Raw genomic sequence first — 25631 nt, 5'->3', positions numbered from 1 at the left:
GCGCATCCCCTTACTGTTCCAGCGCGTCGAGCATGCCCAGCTGGCCCATCAGCCCCAGCCGGTCGTACTCCCACCACGCCTCGACGATCTTCCCGTGCTCACCGAACCGGTGAATCGTGCTGCCGGTCATGGCGACCTTGGTGCCACTGCCCGGCAGCCCCATGAAGTCGCCCTTGTGCGTCCCGCGCCAGGTCCACCGCGTGCACACGCGGTCCCCCTGCGCGATCTGGTCCCCGATCTCGAACTCGAAGTCGAAGCCGCCGCGCCACATCCCGACCTCGCGCCGCAGGGCGTCCATCCCCATGGTGTCCTGGTCGTTCGCCGGGTCGTGGTCGTGGTAGTTCTCCGCGACCAGGTCGTCGAGCGCCGGCAGCTCGCCCGACACCGCGATCGTCCTGAAGAACCGCCGCGCCGTGTCCGCGTTCAACCCCTCGTCCCGTACGACGTCCAGGTCCGTGAAGGTCGGCATCTCGTCGCAGAGAGCCACCATCTCCCGGAAGATCTTGTCCGTCTCGGGCAGGTTGGAGTTCCGCATCGCCTCCTCGTACGACGGGAACTCCACGATCTCGATGAAGTGCGACGCGTCGGAGTGGTCCTTGCCGACCAACGCGTGCGTCGCCGTCCGCTTCCCCTTGGTCTGCTCGACCCATGTGTCCATCAGCCGGTTGATGTCGTCGAAACGGCTGGTCCTGCAGTCGATGATCTGTACAAAGGTCATGCTGGTGCCTCCGGTCCGCCGGGGTCCGGTCGTACGGCACCATTTTCCCCCGCGAGGGACGACCGTGCCCTACTGAGGGCCGTACTTCCGCCCGGTCCGCGAGGTGATCCCGCCCAGCAGCGCCCGGGGCGTCACCTTCACGATCCCCATCAGCGCCTTGTAGCGCGGATCCGGGATCGACAGCGACTTGCCGCGGGCCAGATCGCCCAGCGCCGCCGCCACCAGCTTGTCCGCGTCCAGCCACATCCAGCCGGGGATGTTGTCGGTCCCCATCCCGGCCCGCTGGTGGAACTCGGTGCGGACGAACCCCGGGCACAGCGCCATCAGCCGCACCCCGCTGCCGGCCAGGTCCTTCGCCGCGCCCTGCGTGAACTGCACGACCCACGCCTTCGAGGCGCCGTACGTCCCCCGCGGCACGAAGGCGGCGACGGACGCGACGTTGACGACACCGCCCCGGCCGCGCTCGCGCATCGCCTCCGTCGCCGCGGTCGTCAGCCGCAGCACCGCCTCGCAGTGGACCTTGAGCATCTTCAGCTCATCGGCCATGGAGACGTCGAGGTAGCGGCCCTTGTTGCCGAAGCCGGCGTTGTTGATCAGCAGGTCGACGGGGTTCCTGCGGTCGGCGAGCCGGGCCGCGACCGCTTCGATGCCGTCGTCCTCGGCCAGGTCCGCCGTCAGCACCTCCGCCTCGATGCCGTGCCGGTCGTGCAACTCGGTCGCCTGTTCCCCGAGCCGCTTGGTGTCACGCGCGACGAGCACCAGATTGTGCCCGTCGGCCGCCAGCCGCCGCGCGAACGCGGCGCCGATGCCCGCGGTCGATCCCGTAATCAGAGCCGTTGTCATGGCCCAAGCGTAGTTACCCGGACTGTGCGGGTCCGCTCTGTGGACAGGCCGTCAGGACCGGTACTTCTCCAGGTACTTCCGTGCCTGTTCCCGCCCCTCAGGATGCGGTGCCTCGCCGGCCGCCAACAGCCTTGGCAGCAGCTCCCGTTCGGTCGTGACGGCCAGGAACTGCAGCCCCACCGTCACGTCGTGGGACGGCCGGTGCACCACCTCCACCGGGTCCCCGGCACGGATCTCGCCCGGCTCGATCACCCGCAGATACGCCCCCGGCGCACCCTTGCGCGTGAACCGCTTCACCCACCCTTTCTCACCCACATGGCCCTGGAAGGTCCGGCACGGAATCCGCCCGCACGTCACCTCCAGCACCACCTCCGTCCCGATCCGCCAGCGCTCGCCGATCAGCGCGCCGGTGATGTCGAGGCCCTCGGTGGTGAGGTTCTCGCCGAAGGAGCCGTTCGGCAGGGGGCGGCCCAGCTCGCGCTCCCAGCCGTCGAGGTCCTCGCGCGCGACGGCGTACACGGCCTGGTCGTCACCGCCGTGGTGGCCCAGGTCCCTCACGGTGTCCCCGGCCGGCCCGCTCGCGCCGACCCCCTTGGGCCCGGGCGCCGCCACCCGCACCGGCCCGTCCACCGGCCGCTTGTCGATGCCGGTCAGGCCCTGCGGCTGATCCGTGTACGGCACGGGCCCGGCGTGGCCGAGGTTGACCGACAGAAGCTTCGTGTTCGCCACGGTAAGTGACCGCGACTCAAAGTGTCGACGCGTTATCGGGCGTCGTATCAAAGGATCTCTTATCCTTGGTCTGTGATCGAAGCACGCCATCTGCGGGTCCTGCGCGCCGTCGCCACCACCGGTTCCTTCTCGGCGGCGGGGCGCGAACTGGGCTGCACCCAGCCCGCCGTGAGCCAGCAGATGAAGGCCCTGGAGGCGTCGGCGGGCACCCCGCTGCTCGTCCGCAGCGGGCGCGAGATGCGGCTGACGCAGGCCGGCGAGGCGCTCGTCCGGCACGCCAACGGGATCCTGGCGGGACTCACCGCCGCAGAGGAGGAGGTCGCCGCCATCGCGGGGCTCCGCGCCGGGCGGGTCCGGCTGGTCTCCTTCCCCAGCGGCAGCTCCACGCTCGTACCGACCGCCCTCGCCGCCCTGCGTGCCGCGCACCCCGGCACCCGCGTGTCGCTGGAGGAGGCCGAACCGCCCGCGTCCGTCGAGATGCTGCGCGAGGGGGAGTGCGATGTGGCGCTCGCCTTCCGGTACGAGGGAGCGGCGGGCGCGGAGGAGTGGGACGACCTCGTCGTACGGCCGCTGCTGACCGACCGTCTCGTCGGGCTGGTGCCGGAGCGGCACCGGCTGGCGGGGGCCGGGTCCGTGGCCATCGGCGAGCTCGCGCGGGAGCCGTGGATCGCCGGATGCCCACGCTGCCGGGGGCAGTTGGTGGAGGTGTGCGAGGGCGCCGGGTTCACGCCCCGCATCGACTTCGCCACCGACGACTACCCGGCGGTGGTCGGCCTCGTCGGCGCCGGTCTCGGTGTGGCCGTACTTCCGCAGCTCGCCCTGGAGTCCGTACGGCCGCGCCACGCGCGCGTGCTGACACTGGAGCCGGCCGTGCGGCGGGAGATCGTGGCGCTGGCCCTGCCCGACCTGGCCCGGGTGCCGGCGGTCGCGGCGACGCTGGAGCAACTCGGGCGCGCGGCCGGGCGATAGCGAGGAAGAAGGGCACGCGTGCGTGCCCTTCTCGTCGGGAGTTCGGAGTTCGGGAACTCGGGGGCCGGGAGTTCAGGAACCCGGAACGAAGAAACGTTCCTTCAAGTGTTCGATACGCCGTCCCCGTCGGCGATCCCCGCCGACACCAGCCGGTTCCGCGCACGACCCATCAGTTCCTCGCGCTCGTCCTCGGTCAGGCCACCCCACACGCCGTACGGCTCTCTCACCGCCAGCGCGTGTGCCGCGCACTGCGCGCGCACCGGGCACCTCATGCAGACCTCCTTGGCCGAGTTCTCGCGAGCGCTCCGGGCCGCGCCCCGCTCGCCCTCCGGATGAAAGAAGAGCGAGCTGTCCACCCCGCGACAGGCGGCCAGAAGCTGCCAGTCCCACAGGTCCGCGTTCGGTCCGGGAAGGCGGGAGAAATCTGCCATTACGTGACCCCTTGTTGCCGTTCTGAGCGGATCCGGTGCCCACGACCGTATATCTACGATCTAAGGAGATGAAAATATGACTCATTGCGAATCTAGTCTCAGACATCAGCAGATGGGAAGAAAAGGGGCTAAATGGGGCACCGGTTGTGATGAAACGTTGTGGGTCCGCCCCGCATGTCTGCATCGTGTCCGCCCCCTCACGTAGAGTGCCGAAGATGGCACACAGCCCCGTAACTCTTTCGAGTGACCGTCGTTGAGAGTGCGGAGGCGGTTGACGCAACAGAAGCTCGGGCGGGCGTCCGGGACGGTCGACCGCACAGGTGACGATTTCGTACCAGCCTGGAGGCTCAAGGTGACGTGCATCAGCTGCGGAGGGCGGCCATGACATCCGTCCTCGTCTGCGACGACTCCCCGCTTGCCCGAGAGGCGCTCCGCCGCGCGGTCGCGACCGTGCCCGGTGTCGAGCGCGTGACGACCGCGGCCAACGGCGAGGAAGTCCTCCGCCGCTGGGGTGCGGACCGTTCGGACCTGATTCTGATGGACGTACGCATGCCCGGACTGGGCGGCGTCGAGACCGTGCGGCGGCTGCTGTCCGCCGACCCCGGTGCGCGCATCATCATGCTGACCGTCGCCGAGGACCTGGACGGGGTCGCTCTCGCGGTCGCCGCCGGTGCCCGGGGCTACCTCCACAAGGACGCGTCGCGTGCGGAGCTGCGGGCGACCGTCACCCAGGCGCTCGCCGACCCGACCTGGCGGCTGGCCCCGCGGCGGCTGCGGTCCGCCGAGATGGGGGCGGCGCCCACGCTTACGGCGCGCGAGATCCAGGTGCTCGAAGGGATGAGCCACGGTCGGTCCAACGCGGAGATCGGGCGTGAGCTCTTTCTCTCCGAGGACACCGTCAAGACGCATGCCCGGCGGTTGTTCAAGAAGCTGGGTGCGTCCGACCGGGCGCATGCCGTGGCTCTCGGGTTCCGATGGGGTCTGGTTCGCTAGGAGCTCGGTCGTGTCGGCCGTCGGCCGGGTGCGGGCTCGTTCGTGGCTGGTCGCGCCCACAAGGCGGAGCCGCACAATGTCTCGCCCCGCGCCCCTTTGGGGCGCGGTTTGCGAGGTTGGCCAAGCGGCTCTGCCGGCGCCCGCTGCTCGTTTCGGCGCGGATGCCGCATCCTTGAGGTGTGGAGTCTCTCGGGGACGAGTCGGTCGAGCGGAAGGGGAGGGCGCAGGGGATGAGTGCCGGCGCACCTGCTCATAACGCTTCGGTGCACAACAACGGGCGTGGTGCCACGGATCGGACGGCCGCAAGGCACCATGGACCGATGCGCGACGACGAGGCGGCCGGGGCCGCAGGGGCGATCGGTGCACTCGTCCATCGCGCCGTCGACGGGGACGAGCAGGCCACGCACGACCTGCTCGCCCATGTTCACCCCCTGGCGCTGCGCTACTGCCGCACCCGTCTGTCCCGCCTTCCGGGCGACGCCCGGCACTTCGTGGAGGACCTCGCGCAGGAGGTCTGTGTGGCCGTCCTCCTCGCCCTGCCGCGCTACCGGGACACCGGCCGCCCCTTCGAGGCGTTCGTGTTCGCCATCGCCGCGCACAAGGTCGCCGACCTGCAGCGGGCGGCGATGCGGCACCCGGGTTCGACGGCGGTCCCGTCGGACGAGATGCCGGAGCGCCCGGACGACTCGCTGGGCCCGGAGGAGCGCGCGCTGCTCAGCAGCGACGCCGAATGGGCCAAGAAACTGCTGGCCAACCTGCCGGAGAATCAGCGCGAGCTCTTGCTGCTGCGGATCGCCGTGGGGTTGACCGCGGAGGAGACGGGTCAGATGTTGGGAATGTCACCCGGGGCGGTCCGTGTGGCGCAGCACCGGGCGCTGAGCAGGCTGCGGGCCCTGGCCGAGCAGTAGTTCCCGCCTGGTTTCCGCGTTGAACGGCCGGTCTGGCGTTTCCGTACGAACATACGAAGCCCGGAGGCAGTTCGAACCGTGGAATGTGCGCCCCCTGCTTCCCGTTAGCATGGACATCCGCACCGATCAAGGCCATTTGGGGAAGGTGTCATGACTGCAAACGTCGACGGAGTGCCCGGAAAATTCGCGACGCTCGGGCTGACCTACGACGACGTGCTGCTGCTGCCGGGCGCATCCGAGGTGCTCCCGAACGCGGTCGACACCTCGTCCCGCATCTCCCGCAACGTCAAGGTCAACATCCCGCTGCTCTCGGCGGCGATGGACAAGGTGACCGAGTCCCGCATGGCGATCGCGATGGCCCGCCTCGGCGGCGTCGGCGTCCTGCACCGCAACCTCTCCGTCGAGGACCAGGTCAACCAGGTCGACCTGGTCAAGCGGTCCGAGTCCGGCATGGTCACCGACCCCATCACGGTGCGCCCGGAGGCGACACTCGCCGATGCGGACGCGCTGTGCGCCAAGTTCCGCATCAGCGGTGTGCCGGTCACGGACCCGGCCGGCAAGCTGCTCGGCATCGTCACCAACCGCGACATGGCCTTCGAGTCCGACCGCAGCCGTGAGGTGCGCGAGGTCATGACGCCGATGCCGCTGGTCACCGGCAAGGTCGGCATCTCCGGCGTCGAGGCCATGGAGCTGCTGCGCAAGCACAAGATCGAGAAGCTTCCCCTGGTCGACGACAGTGGCGTCCTCAAGGGTCTGATCACGGTCAAGGACTTCGTCAAGGCCGAGAAGTACCCGAACGCCGCGAAGGACGCCGAGGGCCGCCTGCTCGTCGGTGCCGCCGTGGGCGCCAGCCCCGAGGCCCTGGAGCGCGCCCAGGCGCTCGCCGAGGCCGGCGTGGACTTCCTGGTCGTCGACACCTCGCACGGCCACAACAGCAACGCCCTCAGCTGGATGTCGAAGATCAAGTCCAGCGTGTCCGTCGACGTGATCGGCGGCAACGTCGCCACCCGCGACGGCGCGCAGGCCCTCATCGACGCCGGCGTCGACGGCATCAAGGTGGGCGTGGGCCCCGGCTCCATCTGCACGACCCGTGTCGTCGCCGGCATCGGCGTCCCGCAGGTCACCGCGATCTACGAGGCCTCCCTCGCCGCCCGCCCGGCCGGCATCCCGCTGATCGGCGACGGCGGCCTCCAGTACTCCGGCGACATCGGCAAGGCGCTGGCAGCAGGCGCCGACACGGTGATGCTGGGCTCCCTCCTCGCCGGCTGCGAGGAGTCCCCGGGCGAGCTGCTCTTCATCAACGGCAAGCAGTTCAAGTCGTACCGCGGCATGGGCTCGCTCGGTGCCATGCAGTCCCGCGGCCAGGGCCGGTCGTACTCGAAGGACCGCTACTTCCAGGCGGAGGTCTCCTCCGACGACAAGCTCGTCCCCGAGGGCATCGAGGGCCAGGTGCCCTACCGCGGCCCGCTGGCCAACGTCCTGCACCAGCTCGTCGGCGGCCTGCGCCAGACCATGGGCTATGTGGGCGCGGCGAGCATCGACGAGATGGAGTCCAAGGGCCGCTTCGTGCGGATCACCTCCGCGGGCCTCAAGGAGAGCCACCCGCACGACATCCAGATGACGGTCGAGGCGCCGAACTACAGCGGCAAGTGACGCGCACGCGCGCGTAGCGCACGTCCAAGGGCGGCCCCGGGTGCACCGGGGCCGCCCTTGTCGTACCCGTCGGCGATACTGGTAGACGCTGAAACGCATCAGGGAAAGGCCACCAACGTGACTGAGATCGAGATCGGGCGCGGCAAGCGCGGCCGCCGGGCGTACGCCTTCGACGACATCGCCGTCGTCCCCAGCCGCCGTACGCGGGACCCGAAGGAGGTCTCGATCGCCTGGCAGATCGACGCCTACCGCTTCGAGCTGCCCTTCCTGGCCGCTCCCATGGACTCGGTCGTCTCCCCGGCCACCGCGATCCGCATCGGCGAGCTCGGCGGCCTCGGCGTGCTGAACCTCGAAGGCCTGTGGACCCGTTACGAGGACCCGCAGCCGCTTCTGGACGAGATCGCCGAGCTGCCCACGGAGGCCGCGACGCGCCGCCTCCAGGAGGTCTACGCCGCCCCCATCAAGGAGGAGCTGATCGGCGCGCGCATCAAGGAGGTGCGCGACTCCGGCGTGGTCACGGCGGCCGCGCTCTCCCCGCAGCGCACGGCGCAGTTCTCCAAGGCGGTCGTCGACGCGGGCGTGGACATCTTCGTCATCCGCGGTACGACGGTCTCGGCGGAGCACGTCTCCGGCTCGCACGAGCCACTGAACCTGAAGCAGTTCATCTACGAGCTCGACGTCCCGGTGATCGTCGGCGGCTGTGCCACCTACACCGCCGCCCTGCACCTGATGCGCACCGGCGCGGCGGGCGTCCTGGTCGGCTTCGGCGGCGGCGCGGCGCACACCACACGCAACGTGCTGGGCATCCGGGTCCCGATGGCCACCGCGGTGGCGGACGTCGCGGCCGCCCGCCGCGACTACATGGACGAGTCCGGCGGCCGGTACGTGCACGTCATCGCCGACGGCGGGGTCGGCTGGTCCGGCGACCTCCCCAAGGCGATCGCCTGCGGCGCGGACGCGGTGATGATGGGCTCCCCGCTCGCGCGCGCCACGGACGCGCCGGGCAAGGGCCACCACTGGGGCATGGAGGCCGTCAACGAGGAGCTGCCCCGCGGCAAGAAGGTCGACCTCGGCACGGTCGGCACCATCGAGGAGGTCCTGACGGGCCCCTCCCACACCCCGGACGGCTCCATGAACTTCTTCGGTGCGCTGCGTCGGGCCATGGCCACGACCGGGTACAGCGAGCTGAAGGAGTTCCAGCGGGTCGAGGTGACGGTGGCCGACTCGCAGCACATGCGGTAGGGCTTACGGCGGTTGGAAGGGGCCGGTCACCTGGTGGGGTGACCGGCCCCTTCCGTGTGCTTCGGGGCTGTCGTGGGGCGCGTGGTGTGGTGCGGGGGCGCGCGGTCGCGTTCGGGACGGAAACGGGCTGGTCAGCTGGGTCCAGGGCGATAACGTCCGTGTCGGCGCCCCAGGTTGCTGGAGCGCCCCCTTCCAAGGACATGGTTCCGGACCCCGCTCCTCGGGGCCCGGCCCGATTTCCGACGGACCGTTCACCGGGCTACTGGGCGGTGTCGTGGAAGGGGGCGTCCATGGGACGTCACCGCAAGCCCACCCGCTGGGATCGGATCCGTCGGTGGATGGTGAAGTGCCGGAGGAGGTGGATCTTGCGGATTTTCGGATGGTGAGCGGCCGCCCCCAAGGCAACTAGGGGCGGACACTCCGTGATCCATCCAGGAGCCTGCCGCAGTGGCCGCTGCGGTGGGCTCCACCTCTTGGGTGTGATGGTGAGCGGCCGGCCCCACGACAACTAGGGGCGGACACTCCGTGATCCATCCAGGAGCCTGCCGCAGTGGTCCCTGCGGCCGACCCCACCTGTCTCCGTAAGGTACCCGCGCCGCGCCGCGCATGCCACCAGCCCCGGAGCCCGTCACACCCGCGCGCCCCCCTTCACCACCGACGCGCCGCCCGCCGCACACCGCCGGACTCAGTGCGCCGCCTTCTTGGCGCCCGTGAACGCGACGTACGCGGCGATCGCGAAGAACAGGAACGTCAGCGGGTCCGCGTCCGCCTTCCATGCCTGCTGGACGACGCCGAAGTGCTGGAAGATGACCTCGTTGAAGCTGAGCGAGGTCTCCTTGGCGCCGATCACGGCCTCGCCGACCAGCTGGCCGACGTAGACGGCACCCAGCGACAGCACCGCGCTCGCCACCGGCAGCACGGGGTTGCGCCCACCGAGGCGCCCCGCCGCGAGGCCGATCAGGAAGCCGACGCCGACCGCCGCCCAGCCGATCTCGTGCTTGGTCGCGCCGATGATCGCGCCGTAGACACCGGCCGCGACCACGGCCGCGCCGAACGCGGCCAGCAGGCCGAGGCCGATGTTGTTCTTCACCGGGGCGGGCGGGGGCGCGTAGGGGACACCCGGCGCCGGAGGCGGCGGTACGGCGGTGTCCGACTGGGGCTGCGGCGGCGGAGTTGGCTGGGTCATGACAGAGATCCCCCCACGGGATGGAACGAACGGATGGTGACGCGGAGAAGCGCGCGCACGACTGTGCGGCAACGGTGGAGGGAGACTAACAGGAGGGACTGACAGTACGACCAGCGAATTTGGCCCCCGCTTTGCCCTCAGAGGCGGTGTGCCGCCCCTGTCGGCGCCGCTCCCCTTGTGTCCAGGAGCAGTTGGGCCTTCACCGACAGGCCCTGGAGGTCGTACGTGCGGTGCTGCTGGAGCAGGATCGTCAGGTCGGCGTCGGCCGCCGCCTCGTAGAGGCTGTCCGCGCGCGGGACCGGGCGGTCGAGGACGTTCCAGGACGGGACGTACGGGTCGTGGTAGCTGACGGAGGCGCCGAGTTCCATCAGGCGGGTCGCGATCTCGCGCGCGGGCGTGCCCTGTTGGTCGGCGAGGTCCGGCTTGTACGTCACGCCGAGGAGCAGGACGCGGGCGCCCCGCGCCGACTTGCCGTGCTCGTTGAGGAGGGTGGCGGCGCGCTGGACGACGTAACGGGGCATCTGGCTGTTGACCTGCTGGGCCAGTTCGACCATGCGCAGGGTGCGGCCGGCGGGCCCGGTCAGGTCCTGGGGGACGGCGTGGCCGCCGACGCCGGGGCCGGGGCGGAAGGCGTGGAAGCCGAACGGCTTGGTCTCCGCGCAGCGAATGACGTCCCAGAGGTCGACGCCGAGGTCGTGGCAGAGGACGGCCATCTCGTTGACGAGGGCGATGTTGACGTGCCGGAAGTTGGTCTCCAGGAGCTGCACGGTTTCGGCTTCGCGCAGCCCACGCGCGCGTACCACCTTGTCGGTGAGGCGGCCGTAGAAGGCGGCGGCCGACTCGGTGCAGGCGGGGGTCAGGCCGCCGATCACCTTCGGGGTGTTGGCCGGGGTGAAGTCGCGGTTGCCGGGATCCACCCGGCTGGGGGAGTAGGCGAGGTGGAAGTCACGGCCCGCGCGGAGGCCTGAGCCCTCTTCGAGGAGCGGGCGGAGCAGCTCCTCGGTGGTGCCGGGCGGGACCGGCGACTCCAGGATGACCGTGGTGTGCGGGCGCAGCTGGGCCGCGAGGGTGCGGGCGGCCGACTCCAGCTGGGTGAGGTCGAGGCCGCCGTCGGCGCCGCGCGGGGTGGGCGCGCAGATGACGGCGGTGCGGACACGGCCGAGCTCGGCGGGGCCGGTGGCGTGCCGGAAGCCCTCCGAGAGCATCCGGCGCAGATCGGCCGCGCTGAGCGAGCCGGGCTCGGGGCCCGTCTTGTAGCCGACCGTGGGGATGCCTGCGGCCACGGCGGCCTGGGCCAGGGGCAGGCCGAACGGGCCGAGTCCGATGACGGCGAGATCTGCGGGCATGGCGTGGGCCGTCCTTCCCAGTAACCGAAGCGGGGCAGGTGCGCAAGCCCGGTGGACTGGATGAGCGAGCGCAATGTCAGACTAGGAGTAAATATGACCGTTATGCGGGATTGGTCGACTGTGTTTTCCGGCGGTCCCGGGAAAGTTGTCCACAGGGTGGAGGCGAGTGGTGGCTGAAGCCGGGCAAGCCGGTCAGAATTTGGGCATGGGGGATAGGAACCGGGCTTCGCCCGACGGGTGCGGCCGACGCTACCGATAGCGGGAGGCAGCGGTGAGGACAGCGACACTGGGGCCGGCGCAGCGTGCCGAGTCACTGGCGGGAATGGCCGAGCGCGAGCTGGACGTGCTGGTGGTGGGCGGCGGCGTGGTCGGTGCCGGCACCGCCCTCGACGCCGTGACACGCGGCCTGTCGACGGGGCTGGTGGAGGCGCGAGACTGGGCGTCGGGCACCTCCAGCAGGTCCAGCAAGCTGATCCACGGCGGGCTGCGCTATCTGGAGATGCTCGACTTCGCCCTCGTACGGGAGGCGCTGAAGGAGCGCGGGCTGCTGCTGGAGCGGCTCGCCCCGCATCTGGTGAAGCCGGTGCCGTTTCTGTACCCGCTGCAGCACAAGGGCTGGGAGCGGTTGTACGCCGGTTCGGGCGTCGCGCTCTACGACGGGATGTCGATGGCCCGCCGACACGGGCGCGGGTTGCCGACACACCGTCATCTGACCCGCCGTCACGCCCTGCGCGTGGCGCCCGCCTTGAAGAAGGACGCCCTGGTCGGGGCCCTGCAGTACTACGACGCCCAGATGGACGACGCCCGTTACGTGGCGACGTTGGTGCGCACGGCCTCCTCGTACGGCGCGAAGGTCGCCAACCGTGCGCGCGTGACGGGATTCCTGCGCGAGGGCGAGCGGGTCGTCGGCGCGCGTGTGCAGGACGTCGAGGGGGGCGGCGAGTACGAGATCCGCGCGAAGCAGATCGTCAACGCGACGGGTGTGTGGACCGACGACACGCAGGGGATGGTGGGCGAGCGCGGGCAGTTCCATGTCCGCGCCTCCAAGGGCATCCACCTGGTCGTGCCCAAGGACCGCATCACCTCCTCGAGCGGCCTGATCCTGCGCACCGAGAAGTCCGTCCTCTTCGTCATCCCCTGGGGCCGGCACTGGATCATCGGCACGACCGACACCGACTGGGACCTCGACAAGGCGCACCCGGCCGCGTCCAGCGCGGACATCGACTATCTGCTGGAGCACGTGAACTCGGTCCTCGCGGTGCCGCTCACCCGGGACGACGTGCAGGGCGTGTACGCGGGGCTGCGGCCCCTGCTGGCGGGCGAGTCGGACGCGACCAGCAAGCTGTCGCGCGAGCACACCGTGGCGCATCCGGTGCCGGGGCTGGTGGTCGTGGCTGGCGGCAAGTACACGACGTACCGGGTGATGGCCAAGGACGCGGTGGACGAGGCCGTGCACGGGCTCGACATGCGGGTCGCCGAGTGCGTGACGGAGGACGTACCGCTGCTCGGCGCCGAGGGGTACCGGGCGCTGTGGAACGCGCGGGCGCGGATCGCGGCGCGGACCGGCCTGCACACGGTGCGCGTGGAGCACCTGCTGAATCGATACGGCGCGATGGCGGAAGAAGTTCTGGACCTCATCGTCGCCGACTCGTCGCTCGGTGAGCCCATGCCGGCGGCCGACGACTATCTGCGCGCCGAGATCGTCTACGCCGCCTCGCACGAGGGCGCCCGGCACCTGGACGACGTCCTGACCCGGCGGACGCGTATCTCCATCGAGACCTTCGACCGGGGGACGCGCAGTGCGCGGGAGGCGGCCGAGCTGATGGCGCCCGTGCTGGGCTGGGACAAGGACCAGATCGAGCGCGAGGTCGAGCACTACGAGAAGCGGGTGGAGGCCGAGCGGGAGTCGCAGCGGCAGCCCGACGATCTGACGGCGGACGCGGCGAGGCTTGGGGCGCCGGACATCGTGCCGCTGTGAGGCATTTTCGGGCGGTGGTCCCGAGATCACCCGAACGAGTGTCGTGAACCGGGATCTTCGTTCGGAACCCGGCCGTTCTACGGAGTGCGAGGGCAGAACTCGGCGGCGAGCAAGGCCGGTTCGAGGTCGGGGTCTGTGATCGCCGTCGTGTTCACACGGAAGGTGAGGACGCGTCGGCCGTCGACGGTGGCTGCGGTGCGCACGTAGCTGCCGATGATGCGGCCGTTGTGCCCCCACACCGTGATCCCGCACGACAGCTTCTCGGGAAACAGGCCCATGCCGTACAGGCCGTGTGCGGTACGGGTGTCGCGCATCTCGCGCAGCCAGCGCGAGGGGAGCAGTCGCCCGCCGAGCAGCGCCGCGTAGAAGCGGTCCAGGTCGGCGAGCGTGGTCACCAGCTCGCCCGCGGCTCCGGCCACCCGCGGGTCGAGCTCGGTGACATCGGTTCCGTCGGCGGTGTAGGCGCGGCCGTGCGGGGAGGGGAGGGATGTGCGCGAGCCGGGGAAGGAGGTGCCCGTCAGCCCCAGTGGAGCGATGATGCGCCGCTCGGCCTCGGCGGCGTAGGAGTCGCCGGTGACCTGCTGGATGACCATGCCGAGCAGCACGTAGTCGGTGTTCGAGTAGGAGAAGCGGCCGGGGTCGGCCGGAGGGTGGGTGAGTGCGATGCGTACGGCCTGAAGCGGGGTGACGGGGACCATGCCCCTGGTGTCCAGGGTGAAGTCGTTCAGGCCGCTGGTGTGGGTGAGCAGCGAGCGCAGGGTCATCGTGCGGCCGTCGTTGCCCGCGCCGCGCACCAGGCCGGGCAGGTACTGCTCGACCGTGTCGGACAGTGACAGCCGGTGCTCGGCGGCCAGTTGGAGGACGAGGGTCGCGATGAAGGTCTTCGTGACGCTGCCGGCGCGGAAGTGGTCGGAGCGGGCGATGCCGTGGCCGGCCTGGGCGTAGTGGGTGCCGGAACCGTCGCGGGCGAGCAACGCGGCGGCAGGCGCGCCACCGTGGGTGACCAGCAGGGGGAGGAGTGTGTCGGGGGTCGGTGCCGCGGGTGCGGAGGAGGCCGGGGCCAGGGCGAGCAGCGCGAGGGACACGGGCAGGGCCAGCAGTGTCGTCAGTGGCGGCATCGCGGGGGTCCTTCCTTGTCGCGGGCCATCATGCAGGGCGCAAGGAGGGGCGGTTCATCCGGGTCCGGATGCTGAGCGGGGGCTTTGAGGCAGTTGTGCGGGATCCGTCGGGTCGGACGGGAGGCAGCGGAGCCGTCGAACCGGCGTACGGGGCCCGGCGCGGGGCCAGGGGCACCCTGGGCGTCGGGCACTTGTCGGGTGAGGGACAATGGAGGCTCTGTCAGGGCAGGTTGCATGAGGGGACGCATGTCGGAGGCGGAGCGGGCGGGCACATCTCGTCAGGACACTCGTCAGGACAAGAGCGAGCGTCTCCTCGCCGGGCGGTACCGGCTGGGAGGAGTGCTCGGCCGAGGCGGCATGGGCACGGTGTGGCGGGCCGAGGACGAGACCCTGGGCCGGACGGTCGCCGTCAAGGAGCTGCGGTTCCCGTCGAACATCGACGAGGAGGAGAAGCGCCGGCTGATCACGCGGACGCTGCGCGAGGCCAAGGCGATCGCGCGGATCCGCAACAACAGTGCGGTGACGGTCTTCGACGTCGTCGAGGAGGACGACCGGCCGTGGATCGTGATGGAGCTCGTCGAGGGCAAGTCGCTCGCCGAGGTCATCCGGGAGGACGGTCTGCTGGAGCCGAAGCGGGCGGCCGAGGTGGGGCTGGCCATTCTCGACGTGCTGCGTTCGGCGCACCGCGAGGGCATCCTGCACCGTGATGTGAAGCCGTCCAACGTCCTGCTGGAGCACGACACCGAGCGGGTCGTGCTCACCGACTTCGGTATCGCCCAGGTCGAGGGCGACCCGTCCATCACCTCGACCGGCATGCTCGTCGGCGCGCCCTCCTACATCTCCCCGGAGCGGGCCCGCGGGCACAAGCCGGGTCCCGCGGCCGACCTGTGGTCGCTCGGCGGGCTGCTGTACGCGGCGGTCGAGGGTGTGCCGCCGTACGACAAGGGTTCCGCGATCGCGACGCTGACCGCGGTGATGACGGAGCCGTTGGAGGAGCCGAAGAACGCCGGGCCGCTGAAGGACGTCATCTACGGGCTGCTCACCAAGGACCCGGCGAAGCGGCTCGACGACGCCGGTGCGCGGGCCATGTTCAACGCCGTGATCCACGCGCCCGACCATAAGGAGAGCGAGCCGGAGCCGACGGACGCGACGAAGGTCGTGCCGATCCCGGTGCAGCCCGACCGGTCGTCGGGCAAGGGCGGTTCCGGCGGCAAGCGCGGCGAGGAGGCGGCGGAGAAACTGCGCGGGGCGCTGCGCTCCGTGCGGAAGAAGGCTGTGGCGGCCGGATCGGCGTCCGCGTCCCGTGGCAAGCCGGGGAGTGGTACGGCGGGTTCGGGGACCGCGGGTTCCACGTCCGCGTCGGACAAGGCCGGGTCCGGCGGGGCGTCGGGTACGGCGACTCCGACTCCGTCTGCTTCTGCCGCTCCTCCTGTTCCCCCGGCTCCCCCGGCTCCCCCGGCTCCCCCGGCTTCCTCTGCTGGGCCTCGGCCTTCTGCGCCGTCCGTTTCGTCGCCGTCGTCCTCGGCGTCGTCCTCGTCCTCAGCGGCGGCTTCGTCCGGCGGGAGGGCCGCTTCGGGGGCCGAGGCCTCCTCGGGTTCCTCGGCCGCCTCGGCTTCTTCGGGTTCTGTTCCTGGCGGCTCCGCGGGGCAGGAACGCACGACGCCGGGGGCGAACGCGCAGGCGGGCAAGCCGAGTTCGGGGTGGCCCGTGATGACGCCGCCGGATCTGCCGCCGCGGCCCGTGCCCCGGGCGCCGATCACCGATGTGGTGCCGAAGCGCACGCTGGTGATCATCGTGGTGGGTGTCCTGGTCGTGGTGCTCGGCATCGTGCTGGCGCTGACGCTGGGCGACGACGGCAGTTCCGACAACGGTGCCAAGAGCGGTGGCGGCAAGGTCGTGGCGAGTTCGTCCTCGGGTGCCGACACCAAGGAGGACAAGAGCGGCGGCACCCGGACGGGCGGGGGTTCGACGCAGTCCTCGGCGGCCTCCGCGGACGAGGGCACGCCCAGCAACAGCCCGAGCGCGTCCGGCGGCAGCGGTGCCGAGGCGGGCGGTTCGTCCGGGGGCGACGGCGCGGTGGCGAAGACGTACAAGGGGAGCCAGGGGTACTCGATCGGGTTGCCCAAGGGCTGGAGCTATCAGTCGACGGGGGCCGCGGGGGACCGGTTCACCGGGCCCGACGGGCAGAAGCTGCTCGTCGCCTGGACATCCACGCCCAAGGGTGACCCGGTGGCCGACTGGAAGAACCAGGAGCGCTACATGACGCGCTCCCAGTACACGAAGATCAGAATAGAGTCGGTGGACTACCGCGGCTGGAACACGGCCGACTGGGAATTCACCTATGTGGAGAGCGGGACGAAGTACCGGACGATCGACCGGGGGTTCGTCGTGAACGGCCATCTCGGGTATGCGCTGATGTACACCGCGAAGGCTGACAATTGGGACAGTGGCCTGCGTAAGGACACGTGGAAGACGCTCGCGAAGACGTTCGAACCGAAGTCGTAAAGAGACTGTTCCCGTGTTGGGACCCTGAGATCCGGCAAGCCCACTTTGCCAGTTGCCTCCGGCACGTATCGTGAAGGCTTGCGGACCGTACGCATCCGGGTATGCGTTCACAACGGTGCGCAAGGCGAACGGAATTGACCAACCGGGCGGCTGAGGGAGGCAACGTGGACGACTATGCGGGTCGGGTTCTCGCCGACCGCTACCGCCTGCCGCTGCCGCCCTCCGACGAGTACGAACTCACCGAGACCCGCGCCTTCGACACGTACAGCGGGCAGGAAGTCCTGGTCCGGCAGGTGCCGTTGCCGGAGGTCGTCGAGGCGGAGGTGCTCGACGCGGAGGGGCTGCCCGACGGGTTCACGGCACGCAGGCCTGCGGCACGGCCGGGGACACGGCGGCCGACCGATCCTGCCGTGCGGCGGGCGGTCGAGGCCGCCCAGGCCGCCGCTCGAATACCCGACCATCCGCGGCTCGACCAGGTCTTCGACGTGTTCGCCGAGGGCGGGTCGCTGTGGATCGTGAGCGAGGTGGTGGCCGCGCGGTCGCTCGCGACGCTGCTCGCCGACAAGCCGCTGACGCCGTATCGCGCGGCCGAGGTCGCCTCCGACGTCCTCATGGCGTTGCGCGTGCTGCACGCCCACGGCTGGGTCCACCGGAACATCACCGCCCGTACGGTGCTCGTCTGCGACGACGGCCGCGTGATGCTGACCGGCCTCGCGGTGGGGGCGGCGGAGGAGGCGCTGTGCGGGTATGACCCGGTGCCGGTGGAGGACGGTGACGGGGGGATCGGTGCGAGCGGGGGCCCGGGTGGGCCGGGTTTCCAGGGCGGGCATGTAACTCGGAGTGGTCAGGGTGGGGTTGGCGCGCCCGGTGTGCAGGGCGGGCCGGGGACTCGCGGGGGCCAGGGGCCCCAAGGAGGCGCCGGCGGCGGGCCTGTCGGCGCCGGCGGTCTCGGTGCGGCCGGAGGGCAGGGCGGGTCCGGCTCGCCCGGTGGCCTGGTCGCGCAGAGCGGCGTCGGTGCTGTCGATCCCGTGGCCGCGCGGAGTGCGGCCATCAGGGCGCGTACAGCCGGAGGGCTGCCCGGGACCGAGGCGGACACCGCCAACGGCAGTGACGGGAGCGGGGCGTTCGCGCCCAAGGCGCTCGAGAGCGGCGGGGACGTCAGGGCCGCGCGGGCCGGGGCGATCGCCGCGTATCGGGCGGGCGCCCGCGCCGCCGCCCGGGTCCAGGAGGCACAGAACGGCAGGGCAGCGCTCCCCGGGGCCCGCCCGACACCCGACGGCCCGGCCGCGTTGGCGAACGGGTCGGCACAGCCGTACCCGGCGGGCGGGGATCTGGAGGCGACGCATCCCGGGGGTGCGGGGCAGTCGTACCCGGGCGACGACCCGGCCGCCCTGGCCAACGGGTCGGCACAGCCGTACCCGGGCGACGGTGGCGTGGGCGCGGCCCAGCCGTACCCCGCCGACGGCAGCGGGCCCGCAGTGCACCCCAACGGCACAGCACAGCCGTATGCCTCCGGCGAGGGCGTCGAGAGCATGCCCGGTACCACCGCGCCGCCGGGCCGAATAGCCGACCCCTATGGCGTGGGCGGTGCCTCCTGGCACGGGGCGACGCCGCGAGGCGGTGTGGGCGACGGGGCTGCGGCGCAGAGCGAAACCGCAGGACACGGTCCCGCAGCGCAGGGTGGCCCGGCAGGACAGAGTCCCGCAGGGCAAGGTGTTCCCGGGCGGCAAGGCGGTCCGACAGCACTGCCTCCCGGCAGCGACAGCTTCGGCGGCCGAGGCGGCGCCGGCGCCGATTTCGCGCACCCCGGCATCCCGCAGGACATGGGCGACCCGGCCACGTCCGGCGTCCCCGCACCCGGTCTCGGCACGGCTCCCCCGGCGGGGCTGCCGAACGCCCCGGGGTTCGGCGCGGCGCCGGAAAGCCGTGGGTCGGCCTCAGGCTTCGGCGCCTCTCCGACACCCGGCGGTTCGGCCTCCCAGGGGGCGCCGTCGGCACCCGGCGGTTCGGCCTCAGGCTTCGGCGCTCGCCCCGCGGGCGGTGTGCCGGCCCCGGATCTCGGCGCGTCCCACCCTTCCGACTCCCACCCTTCCGCCTCCCTCCCACCTGCCTCCAACGCCCCTGCCTTGGACGCGCCCGCGCCTGGCCCACCCGCCTCCGCCCACCCGTACCCTGGCGCCCCGGCCCCCGCGCCCGGCGCCTCCGCGACCCCATACGCGGGCGCCCCCGCGCCCTCTCACCCCGGCGCACCCATTGCCCCGGCCCCCGCGCCCGGCGCCTCCGCAACCCCCTACCCCGGCTCTCGCCAATCCGCCCCCACCCCCCAACCCCCCACCCGCTGGACCGACTTGGTGGCCGGTACCCCCGGTCCACCCCGTGGCCCCGCCACCGCGCTCGCCGCCGAGCGGGCCCGGCAGGCGCGTATGGCTGTCGTCGGGCCCGTGACCGAGCGGTGGGCACCTGAGCAGGCCGGTCCGGTGCATGAGAACTGGCAGTTGGCGGCGCCGATCGGGCCCGCGACGGATCTGTGGGCACTCGGGGCGTTGTTGTTCCGGGCCGTGCAGGGGCATGCGCCGTATCCCGAGGAGTCGACCGCCGAGCTTGTGCAGATGGTGTGTGCCGAGCCGCCCGCCTTCGCCGAGGAGTGCGGGCCGTTGCGGCCTGTGGTCGAGTCCTTGTTGCGCCAGGACCCCACCGAGCGGCTCGACTTCGAGGAGTTGCGAGGGTGGCTGCGGTCGCTCGTGCGGTCGGCGCCCGAGCCGGAGGCCGGCGCGCATGTCGTCGCCGCGCCGCCCGCCGACCCCAGCCGGCTGCCCATCGTCCGGCGGCGTGGGGAACTCGTACGTCGGCGACGGGCCGGGCTGCCCGCCACCACCCCGCACGGGCGGCACAAGCGGGCCAAGGAGCAGGCGGGTTCGCCGCGCCGGCTCGGCCGGACCCTGCTTCTGCTGATCCTGCTCCTGCTGGGCGGCGCGATCGCGTACGCCATGCTGTTCATGCCGAAGGCGGGGGAGGACGGCGCGGCCGGCAGCAGTGAGCGGACCGGGGCCAACGGGGCCGTGAGTCCCGCGCCCGTGCAGTCCGACAAGGGGAGTGCCAGCAGTAAGCCGTCGCACGGGCAGTCCTCGCCCAGTCCCACGGAGAGCCCCTCCTCGTCCGCCGGGGCCACCGAGACGCAGACCACCGACCCCGCCTCGGGGTTCACCCTGCGCAAGGACCCCGAGGGGTTCCAGGTCGCCGTGGCCAAGGGGTGGTCGCGGGCGGGCAAGAACGCCTGGAACCAGGTGGTTTTCTCGAAGGGTGACTACCAGCTGATCATTGTCGCCGGGCGGGACGGCGCCGTCACCTACGGCAGCGACCCCATGGCGTACCAGCGCGACGAGGAGCACGAGCTGCAGCCGTACCGCAGCTCCAGCTGGGCCACCGCGACCGGCCTGCGGACCATCACGGTGGGGACGCGGGTCATGGCCGAGGGACAGTTCACCTGGACGGACGGCAGCGGGCGCGACCTGTACGTACGCAACCTCGCGATCCTCATCAACGGGCGCTATCACGTCGTACAGGTGCGGGGGCCCGAGTCCCAGCGGGACGAGGTGACCAGGCTCTACGAGCAGGCGTCCTCGACCTACACCTATACCGGCTGAGACGATCCCCTGTACCGGCTGAGACCTTCCCCTCACGCTGAGTGCCGTCCCTCGAACAGTTCCCGGTCGGCGTCCGAAGCGACAACCGTCACAGTGCTGTGTCCTTGGGACCCCGCTTGTTCCCTGAGGGTGGTCCAGTCCTTAGTCTGACCCTGTCAAGAGCATTGCGGGGCAACGTGAATCAGATGCAGGGCCAGCTTGTCGCGGGCCGCTACCGGCTCGCCGACTCGATCGGCAGCGGCGGCATGGGCCGCGTGTGGCGTGCGCACGACGAAGTGCTGCACCGGGCCGTCGCGATCAAGGAGCTGACCGCGGCGCTCTATGTGTCCGAGAGCGATCAGGAGCGGTTGCTCGCGCGTACGCGCGCCGAGGCGCGGGCGGCTGCCCGGATCAACCACTCCGCCGTCGTCACCGTCCATGATGTGCTCGAACACGACGGTCGGCCGTGGATCGTCATGGAGCTCGTCGAGGGGTACTCGCTCGCCGACGCGGTGAAGGAACGCGGGCGCGTCGAGCCCGCCGAGGCCGCGCGGATCGGGCTGTGGGTGCTGCGGGCGCTGCACGCCGCGCACTCCGCCGGCGTCCTGCACCGCGATGTGAAGCCGGGCAACGTCCTCATCGGACACGACGGGCGCGTCCTGCTCACCGACTTCGGCATCGCCCAGATCGAGGGCGACACGACGATCACCCGCACCGGCGAGGTCGTCGGCTCCGTCGACTACCTCGCCCCCGAGCGCGTCCGCGGCCATGACCCGGGCCCCGCCTCCGACCTGTGGGCCCTCGGCGCGACGCTGTACACGGCGGTGGAGGGCAGGTCGCCGTTCCGCCGCACCTCACCGCTCGGCACGATGCAGGCGGTCGTCGAGGAGGACGCCGCCGAGCCGCAGTACGCCGGTCCGCTCGGGCCCGTCATGGCCGCGCTGCTGGCCAAGGACCCCGCCGCACGGCCCTCCGCGGCCGAGGCCGAGCAGATGCTCGCCGAGGTGGTGGAGGGGCGGCGCTCGAACGCGGCCCAGGCGTATGTGCACACCCGGCATGGCGCCGTGGGCTACGACACGGGGGCCACCGGAACGGGCCCGCAGACGTTCGGCAACACGCCGTATCCGCCGGTCACCGGGCCGACCTCGATCGGCCCGACCGGCATGGGCCCGGGGCAGCCGGGAGGCACCGGACCTGTCGCCGCACCGCAGCCCGCCCGCAAGCGCCGGCGCCTGCGCACCTTCCTCCTGGTGGTGGCTCTCGCGGCGATCGTCGGCGGTGGCGGAGCCGTGGCGCTGCAGCAGTGGGACCAGAACAGCAGGTCGGACGGTGGCACCGGGACCTCCTCCGCGTCGGGGAGTCCGTCGCCGAGCGGCTCGCCGACCGGGAGTGCCCACGGAACCCTTCCCGCCAACTGGCAGGCGTACGACGACCCCTGGGGCTTCACCGTCTACCTGCCCAAGGGGTGGACGCGGAGGGTCGTCGGTATCGACGGCGACCTGCGGCAGGTCGACTACACGCCGGACAACGAGAAGCACTTCCTCCGCATCGCCATCGACACCTCACCCGACTTCACCAACGCCTACGACCACCAGAAGAGCCTGGAGCAGCAGCTCAAGCAGCGGTTCGCCGACTTCAAGACCGTGCGGATGGAGGAGAACACCTACCGCGACCGCCCCGGCTCCCTGTGGGACGCCACCTGGACCGCGCCGGCCAACGGCACCAAGTTCCCCGGGCCGTGGCGCGCGATCGAGGAGACGTACTTCTCGCCGGAGGGCACCGAGTACGCGCTGTACATGGCCTCGCCGGCCGACGACTGGGCGAAGACCAGCAAGCAGTTCAAGTCGGTGCTGCAGGGCTGGCAGGAGAAGACCACGCGGTAACGGGCCGGGATCCGGCCGGGTTGGCCGGTCGGCGCCCCGGAGCCGGGGCGTCCGGTGCGGCATGATGGGGCGCATGGGGACCGAGGGGGCAGGCGTCCGTGTCATCGCGGGCCGGTATCGGCTCGAGGCACGGCTCGGGCGCGGCGGTATGGGCGTGGTGTGGCGGGCGACCGACAAGCTGCTCGGCCGGCAGGTCGCCGTCAAGGAGATACCGCTCGACCTCGACGACACGCTCTCCGAGGAGGAGGCCCGGCGCCAGCGCGACCGCACCCTGCGTGAGGCGCGTGCCGTGGCCCAGCTGCGCCACCCGCACATCATCGTCGTCCACGACGTGGTCGAGCACGACGAACGCCCGTACATCGTCATGGAGTTGATCGACGGCGGCTCGCTCGCCGACCGCATCTCGGCACGCGGCCCGCTCGACGCGCGCGAGACCGCCCGGATCGGCGTCGGCCTGCTGAGCGCGCTGCGTACCGCCCACGCGGCCGGCGTACTGCACCGGGACATCAAGCCGGCCAACGTCCTGCTGGAGTCCGGCACCGACCGGGTCGTCCTCACCGACTTCGGCATCGCGCAGGTCGCGGGCGCCACGACGCTCACCGAGACCGGCTCCTTCGTCGGCTCGCCCGAGTACACGGCCCCGGAGCGGATGTCCGGTGCCCGGACCGGCCCGGAGTCCGACCTGTGGTCGCTCGGCGCGCTGCTGTGCACGGTCCTGAGCGGTGAGTCCCCTTTCCGGCGCGACTCGTTGGGCGGCATCCTGCACGCCGTCGTCTTCGACGAGATCCGGCCGCCCGCACAGGCCGAGCCCCTCCTGCCCGTCGTACGGGGCCTGTTGGAGCGCGATCCGGACCGGCGGCTGGACGCGGAGCAGGCCGAGCGGATGCTGCGTGCCTTCCGTGAGACGGGTGTCACCCCAAAGGTGCCGCCGTCCGGCTACACACCGACCCAGCGGAACGTGCCCCGTCCGCCTCCTCCTCCGGCTCCGGCCCCAACTCCAACTCCCGCTCCGGCCCCGACCGTCGAGACCCGGCGCTCCACCCGGGGCGTGCTGGTGTCCGCGCTGCTGGTCGCCGCGATGGCCGGGGCGGGTGTGTCGGCGGCCGCGCTGCTGATGAACCGGGACGGGGGCGACGGCGGTGGTACGCCGGGGAGCTCGGCGCCGCGGACGTCGGTGAGCACGACGGCATCCGGAACATCCGGCCCGTCCGGAACATCCGGTCCATCCAGCCCGTCCGGTACGGCGACCTCGGCGCCGCCCGCCTCCACCCCGACCGGCCCCTCGGCGCCCTCCGGCTACCGCGTCGCCGACGACCCCGCCGGTTTCTCCCTCGCCGTACCGCAGGACTTCAGCCGCAAGCCCCAGGGCGAGCGCGTCTTCTACCTGTCGCCGGGCGGGACCTTCCGCCTCGGCATCAAGGTCGTCGACCCGGATCCGGACGGCCCGCTCGCGGTGATGAAACGCTCGGCCGCCGAGGGCCCGGACACCAACCCCGGCTACCACGACGGCAAGGTCACCTCCACCACGCACGACGGACACCCCGCCGCCCTCTGGGAGTTCAGCTGGAACGGCTTCAGCACGGCGGAGGGTCCCCGGCACACCTACGACCTGTGCTGGGAGGAGGGCGGGCGGATGTACGACGTGTGGGTGTCGGCGCCGGTCGGGAAGGTGCGGGAGGCGAAGGAGTACTTCGACGTGGCGCTGGACACGTTCGTGGCCACCTAGGGACGGTCACGATGGTCACGGGTCTGTGACCGGAAAGCGTTCCCTGTGGATACGGGAGCGGTTGGCGCGATATGGATGGACCCATGAGCAGCAACGGGGGAGCCCCGCACGGGTCCGACGAGCCGACGAGTTTCGTTCTGCAACCGCCGAGCCCGCCTGCGGCCGGTCCGGTGCCCGGCAACCCTTATGCGGTGCCCGCCCCGGCGGCCCCGGCCGAGGACGCCGGCGTCGGACGGCTGATCGCAGGCCGCTACCGCCTGTTGAGCAAGCTCGGGCACGGCGGTATGGGCACGGTGTGGCGGGCGAAGGACGAGACGGTCGACCGGGAGGTCGCCGTCAAGGAACCCCGCGTCCCCGACCACCTTCCCGAGCGGGAACGCGCCAACGCCTTCGAGCGCATGCGGCGGGAGGCACGCGCCGCGGCCCGCCTCGACCACCCGGCCGTGGTCAATGTGCACGATGTCGCCGTCGTGGACGGCCGGCCGTGGATCGTGATGGAGCTGGTGCAGGGCCGTTCGCTGGGCAGCGCGCTGCAGGAGGGCACGCTCGACGCGCGCGAGGCGGCCCGGATCGGCCTGGAGGTGCTCGGCGCGCTGGAGGCCGCGCACGCGGCGGGCATCCTGCACCGTGACGTCAAACCGGACAACGTCCTTCTCGGCCGCTACGACCGCGTCGTCCTCACCGACTTCGGCATCGCCCAGATCGAGGGCGAGACCAACCTGACGGACACCGGCGGCTTCGTCGGCTCGCCCGAATACATCGCGCCGGAACGGGTGTTGGGTCAGCGTCCGGGCCCGGCGTCGGACCTCTGGTCGCTGGGCGTGGTGTTGTACGCGGCGACCGAGGGCGTCTCCCCGTTCCGCCGCAGCAACACACCGGCCACGCTTCAGTCGGTCCTCAACGCGACCCCGGCCGCGCCGGCCACGGCGTCCGGCCCGCTCGCCGAGCTGATCACGGGCCTGTTGGAGAAGGACCCGGCGCGTCGGCCGAACGCCGCGAGGGTCCGCGCCCTGCTGGAGGCGGCCGCGAACCCGCCCGTCCCGGAGCCGACACAGCCCATGCGGTACGTGAACGGCGGTGCCCAGGGCGGCATCACGCTCAGACTCGGCCGCAGGACGCTGTTCGGCGGAGGTGTGGCCGCGGTGGTCGCGGCCGCGCTGGCGTATGTGCTGATCGCGAACCCGTTCGCGGGCCCGTTGCCCGACGGCTGGAAGAAGCGGCATGAGCAGGATGTCACCGCGACCCTCGCCGTCCCGCCCGAGTACCGCAGAACCGTGCCGGACCGGAAGACGGACAACGCCCACTGGGTGGCGTTCACCGACCCGAGCGGTGCCATCTCCATCGGCCTGACGGTGACGCGCAAGGCCGAGGACACCTCGGACACCATCAAGGACTCGGCCGCGGCGCAGATGTACGACGACAACGGCACGTTCAAACAGTCCGGCGACTACGCCCTCCAGATGCCCGAGGGTGCGAAGACCGACACGGAACCCACCGTCCCGTACCACGGCAGGAAGGCCGCCGAGACCACGGTCACCTACGACACCGACGACTCCCAGAACCCGCTCCCGCGCGAGGTGAAGATCTTCTACTACAAGTCCGGGGCGGGCGACATGTACAAGCTGACGGTCGTCTATCCGGGCAAGGGCGACTTCCTGGCACGCGGGCGCGAGGTGGCGAAGGCGGCGATCGGGAACATCGAGTTCGACAAGCTCTGACGGCGCCGTAACCCCCGCAACACCCGCCCCGCGTCGACAAGGCGACGCCCCGCACGGTAGGC

The 25631-nt window shown here is 71.5% G+C and carries 18 protein-coding genes; 11 read left to right on the top strand and 7 right to left on the bottom strand.

The features are described 5' to 3' along the window. Window positions 1-10 precede the first annotated feature (10 nt). From ACWC09_RS08990 to ACWC09_RS08980, 3 genes are all read right to left on the bottom strand, one after another. Window positions 11-718: an ester cyclase gene (locus tag ACWC09_RS08990; protein WP_450849873.1), complete on the bottom strand. Its 708-nt coding sequence runs from the start codon at window positions 716-718 to the stop codon at window positions 11-13. A gap of 69 nt (window positions 719-787) precedes the next feature. Next, on the bottom strand, window positions 788-1561 hold the full coding sequence (locus ACWC09_RS08985; protein ID WP_450849872.1) for an SDR family NAD(P)-dependent oxidoreductase: 774 nt from the start codon (window positions 1559-1561) through the stop codon (window positions 788-790). Between the two features lie 51 nt (window positions 1562-1612). Next, complete coding sequence (locus ACWC09_RS08980) at window positions 1613-2290, bottom strand: MOSC domain-containing protein (protein WP_450849871.1); 678 nt, start codon at window positions 2288-2290, stop codon at window positions 1613-1615. A gap of 72 nt (window positions 2291-2362) precedes the next feature. Here ACWC09_RS08980 and ACWC09_RS08975 point away from each other — a divergent pair, with 72 nt between their 5' ends. Further along, window positions 2363-3259: a LysR family transcriptional regulator gene (locus tag ACWC09_RS08975; protein WP_450849870.1), complete on the top strand. Its 897-nt coding sequence runs from the start codon at window positions 2363-2365 to the stop codon at window positions 3257-3259. A 101-nt stretch (window positions 3260-3360) separates the two neighbouring features. Here ACWC09_RS08975 and ACWC09_RS08970 read toward each other — a convergent pair whose 3' ends face one another. Then, window positions 3361-3690 carry a WhiB family transcriptional regulator gene (locus ACWC09_RS08970; RefSeq protein WP_450849869.1) on the bottom strand — a complete coding sequence of 110 codons (330 nt, stop codon included), beginning with the start codon at window positions 3688-3690 and terminating at the stop codon, window positions 3361-3363. Between the two features lie 381 nt (window positions 3691-4071). Between ACWC09_RS08970 and ACWC09_RS08965 the strand changes: the two genes are divergently transcribed. The 4 genes from ACWC09_RS08965 to ACWC09_RS08950 all read left to right on the top strand — a co-directional run bounded on the left by ACWC09_RS08965 (window position 4072) and on the right by ACWC09_RS08950 (window position 8486). Beyond that, window positions 4072-4683: a response regulator transcription factor gene (locus ACWC09_RS08965; protein ID WP_003948568.1), complete on the top strand. Its 612-nt coding sequence runs from the start codon at window positions 4072-4074 to the stop codon at window positions 4681-4683. A gap of 320 nt (window positions 4684-5003) precedes the next feature. Further along, a complete protein-coding gene (locus tag ACWC09_RS08960) occupies window positions 5004-5591 on the top strand; it encodes a sigma-70 family RNA polymerase sigma factor (protein ID WP_356342397.1) in 588 nt (195 codons plus the stop codon). Between the two features lie 150 nt (window positions 5592-5741). After that, window positions 5742-7244, top strand: a complete 1503-nt coding sequence (gene guaB, locus ACWC09_RS08955; RefSeq protein WP_450849868.1) for an IMP dehydrogenase — start codon at window positions 5742-5744, stop codon at window positions 7242-7244. 117 nt (window positions 7245-7361) lie between these two features. After that, window positions 7362-8486: a GuaB3 family IMP dehydrogenase-related protein gene (locus ACWC09_RS08950; RefSeq protein WP_450849867.1), complete on the top strand. Its 1125-nt coding sequence runs from the start codon at window positions 7362-7364 to the stop codon at window positions 8484-8486. Window positions 8487-9171: 685 nt separating this feature from the next. On the opposite strand, the gene ACWC09_RS08945 is transcribed toward ACWC09_RS08950, so the two are convergent. Then, window positions 9172-9672 carry a hypothetical protein gene (locus ACWC09_RS08945; RefSeq protein ID WP_450849866.1) on the bottom strand — a complete coding sequence of 167 codons (501 nt, stop codon included), beginning with the start codon at window positions 9670-9672 and terminating at the stop codon, window positions 9172-9174. Between the two features lie 137 nt (window positions 9673-9809). After that, window positions 9810-11018 (bottom strand): nucleotide sugar dehydrogenase, encoded by a 1209-nt coding sequence (locus ACWC09_RS08940; RefSeq protein ID WP_450849865.1) that lies wholly within the window; start codon window positions 11016-11018, stop codon window positions 9810-9812. A 271-nt stretch (window positions 11019-11289) separates the two neighbouring features. Here ACWC09_RS08940 and ACWC09_RS08935 point away from each other — a divergent pair, with 271 nt between their 5' ends. After that, the gene (locus tag ACWC09_RS08935) at window positions 11290-12996 is read left to right on the top strand and encodes a glycerol-3-phosphate dehydrogenase/oxidase (protein WP_450849864.1); all 1707 of its coding nucleotides are present in this window, start codon (window positions 11290-11292) and stop codon (window positions 12994-12996) included. 77 nt (window positions 12997-13073) lie between these two features. Here ACWC09_RS08935 and ACWC09_RS08930 read toward each other — a convergent pair whose 3' ends face one another. After that, window positions 13074-14114: a serine hydrolase domain-containing protein gene (locus ACWC09_RS08930; RefSeq protein ID WP_450849863.1), complete on the bottom strand. Its 1041-nt coding sequence runs from the start codon at window positions 14112-14114 to the stop codon at window positions 13074-13076. A gap of 246 nt (window positions 14115-14360) precedes the next feature. Between ACWC09_RS08930 and ACWC09_RS08925 the strand changes: the two genes are divergently transcribed. From ACWC09_RS08925 to ACWC09_RS08905, 5 genes are all read left to right on the top strand, one after another. Continuing rightward, window positions 14361-16619 (top strand): serine/threonine-protein kinase, encoded by a 2259-nt coding sequence (locus tag ACWC09_RS08925; protein WP_450849862.1) that lies wholly within the window; start codon window positions 14361-14363, stop codon window positions 16617-16619. A 164-nt stretch (window positions 16620-16783) separates the two neighbouring features. Beyond that, a complete protein-coding gene (locus ACWC09_RS08920; RefSeq protein WP_450849861.1) occupies window positions 16784-20263 on the top strand; it encodes a protein kinase in 3480 nt (1159 codons plus the stop codon). 185 nt (window positions 20264-20448) lie between these two features. After that, on the top strand, window positions 20449-22125 hold the full coding sequence (locus tag ACWC09_RS08915) for a serine/threonine-protein kinase (protein ID WP_450849860.1): 1677 nt from the start codon (window positions 20449-20451) through the stop codon (window positions 22123-22125). 73 nt (window positions 22126-22198) lie between these two features. Continuing rightward, the gene (locus tag ACWC09_RS08910; RefSeq protein ID WP_450849859.1) at window positions 22199-23851 is read left to right on the top strand and encodes a serine/threonine-protein kinase; all 1653 of its coding nucleotides are present in this window, start codon (window positions 22199-22201) and stop codon (window positions 23849-23851) included. Between the two features lie 83 nt (window positions 23852-23934). Next, window positions 23935-25569: a serine/threonine-protein kinase gene (locus ACWC09_RS08905; protein WP_450849858.1), complete on the top strand. Its 1635-nt coding sequence runs from the start codon at window positions 23935-23937 to the stop codon at window positions 25567-25569. Window positions 25570-25631: the final 62 nt, after the last annotated feature.

Source organism: Streptomyces sp. NPDC001617 (genome assembly GCF_053596855.1).
This window is presented reverse-complemented; position numbering and strand designations above follow the sequence as displayed.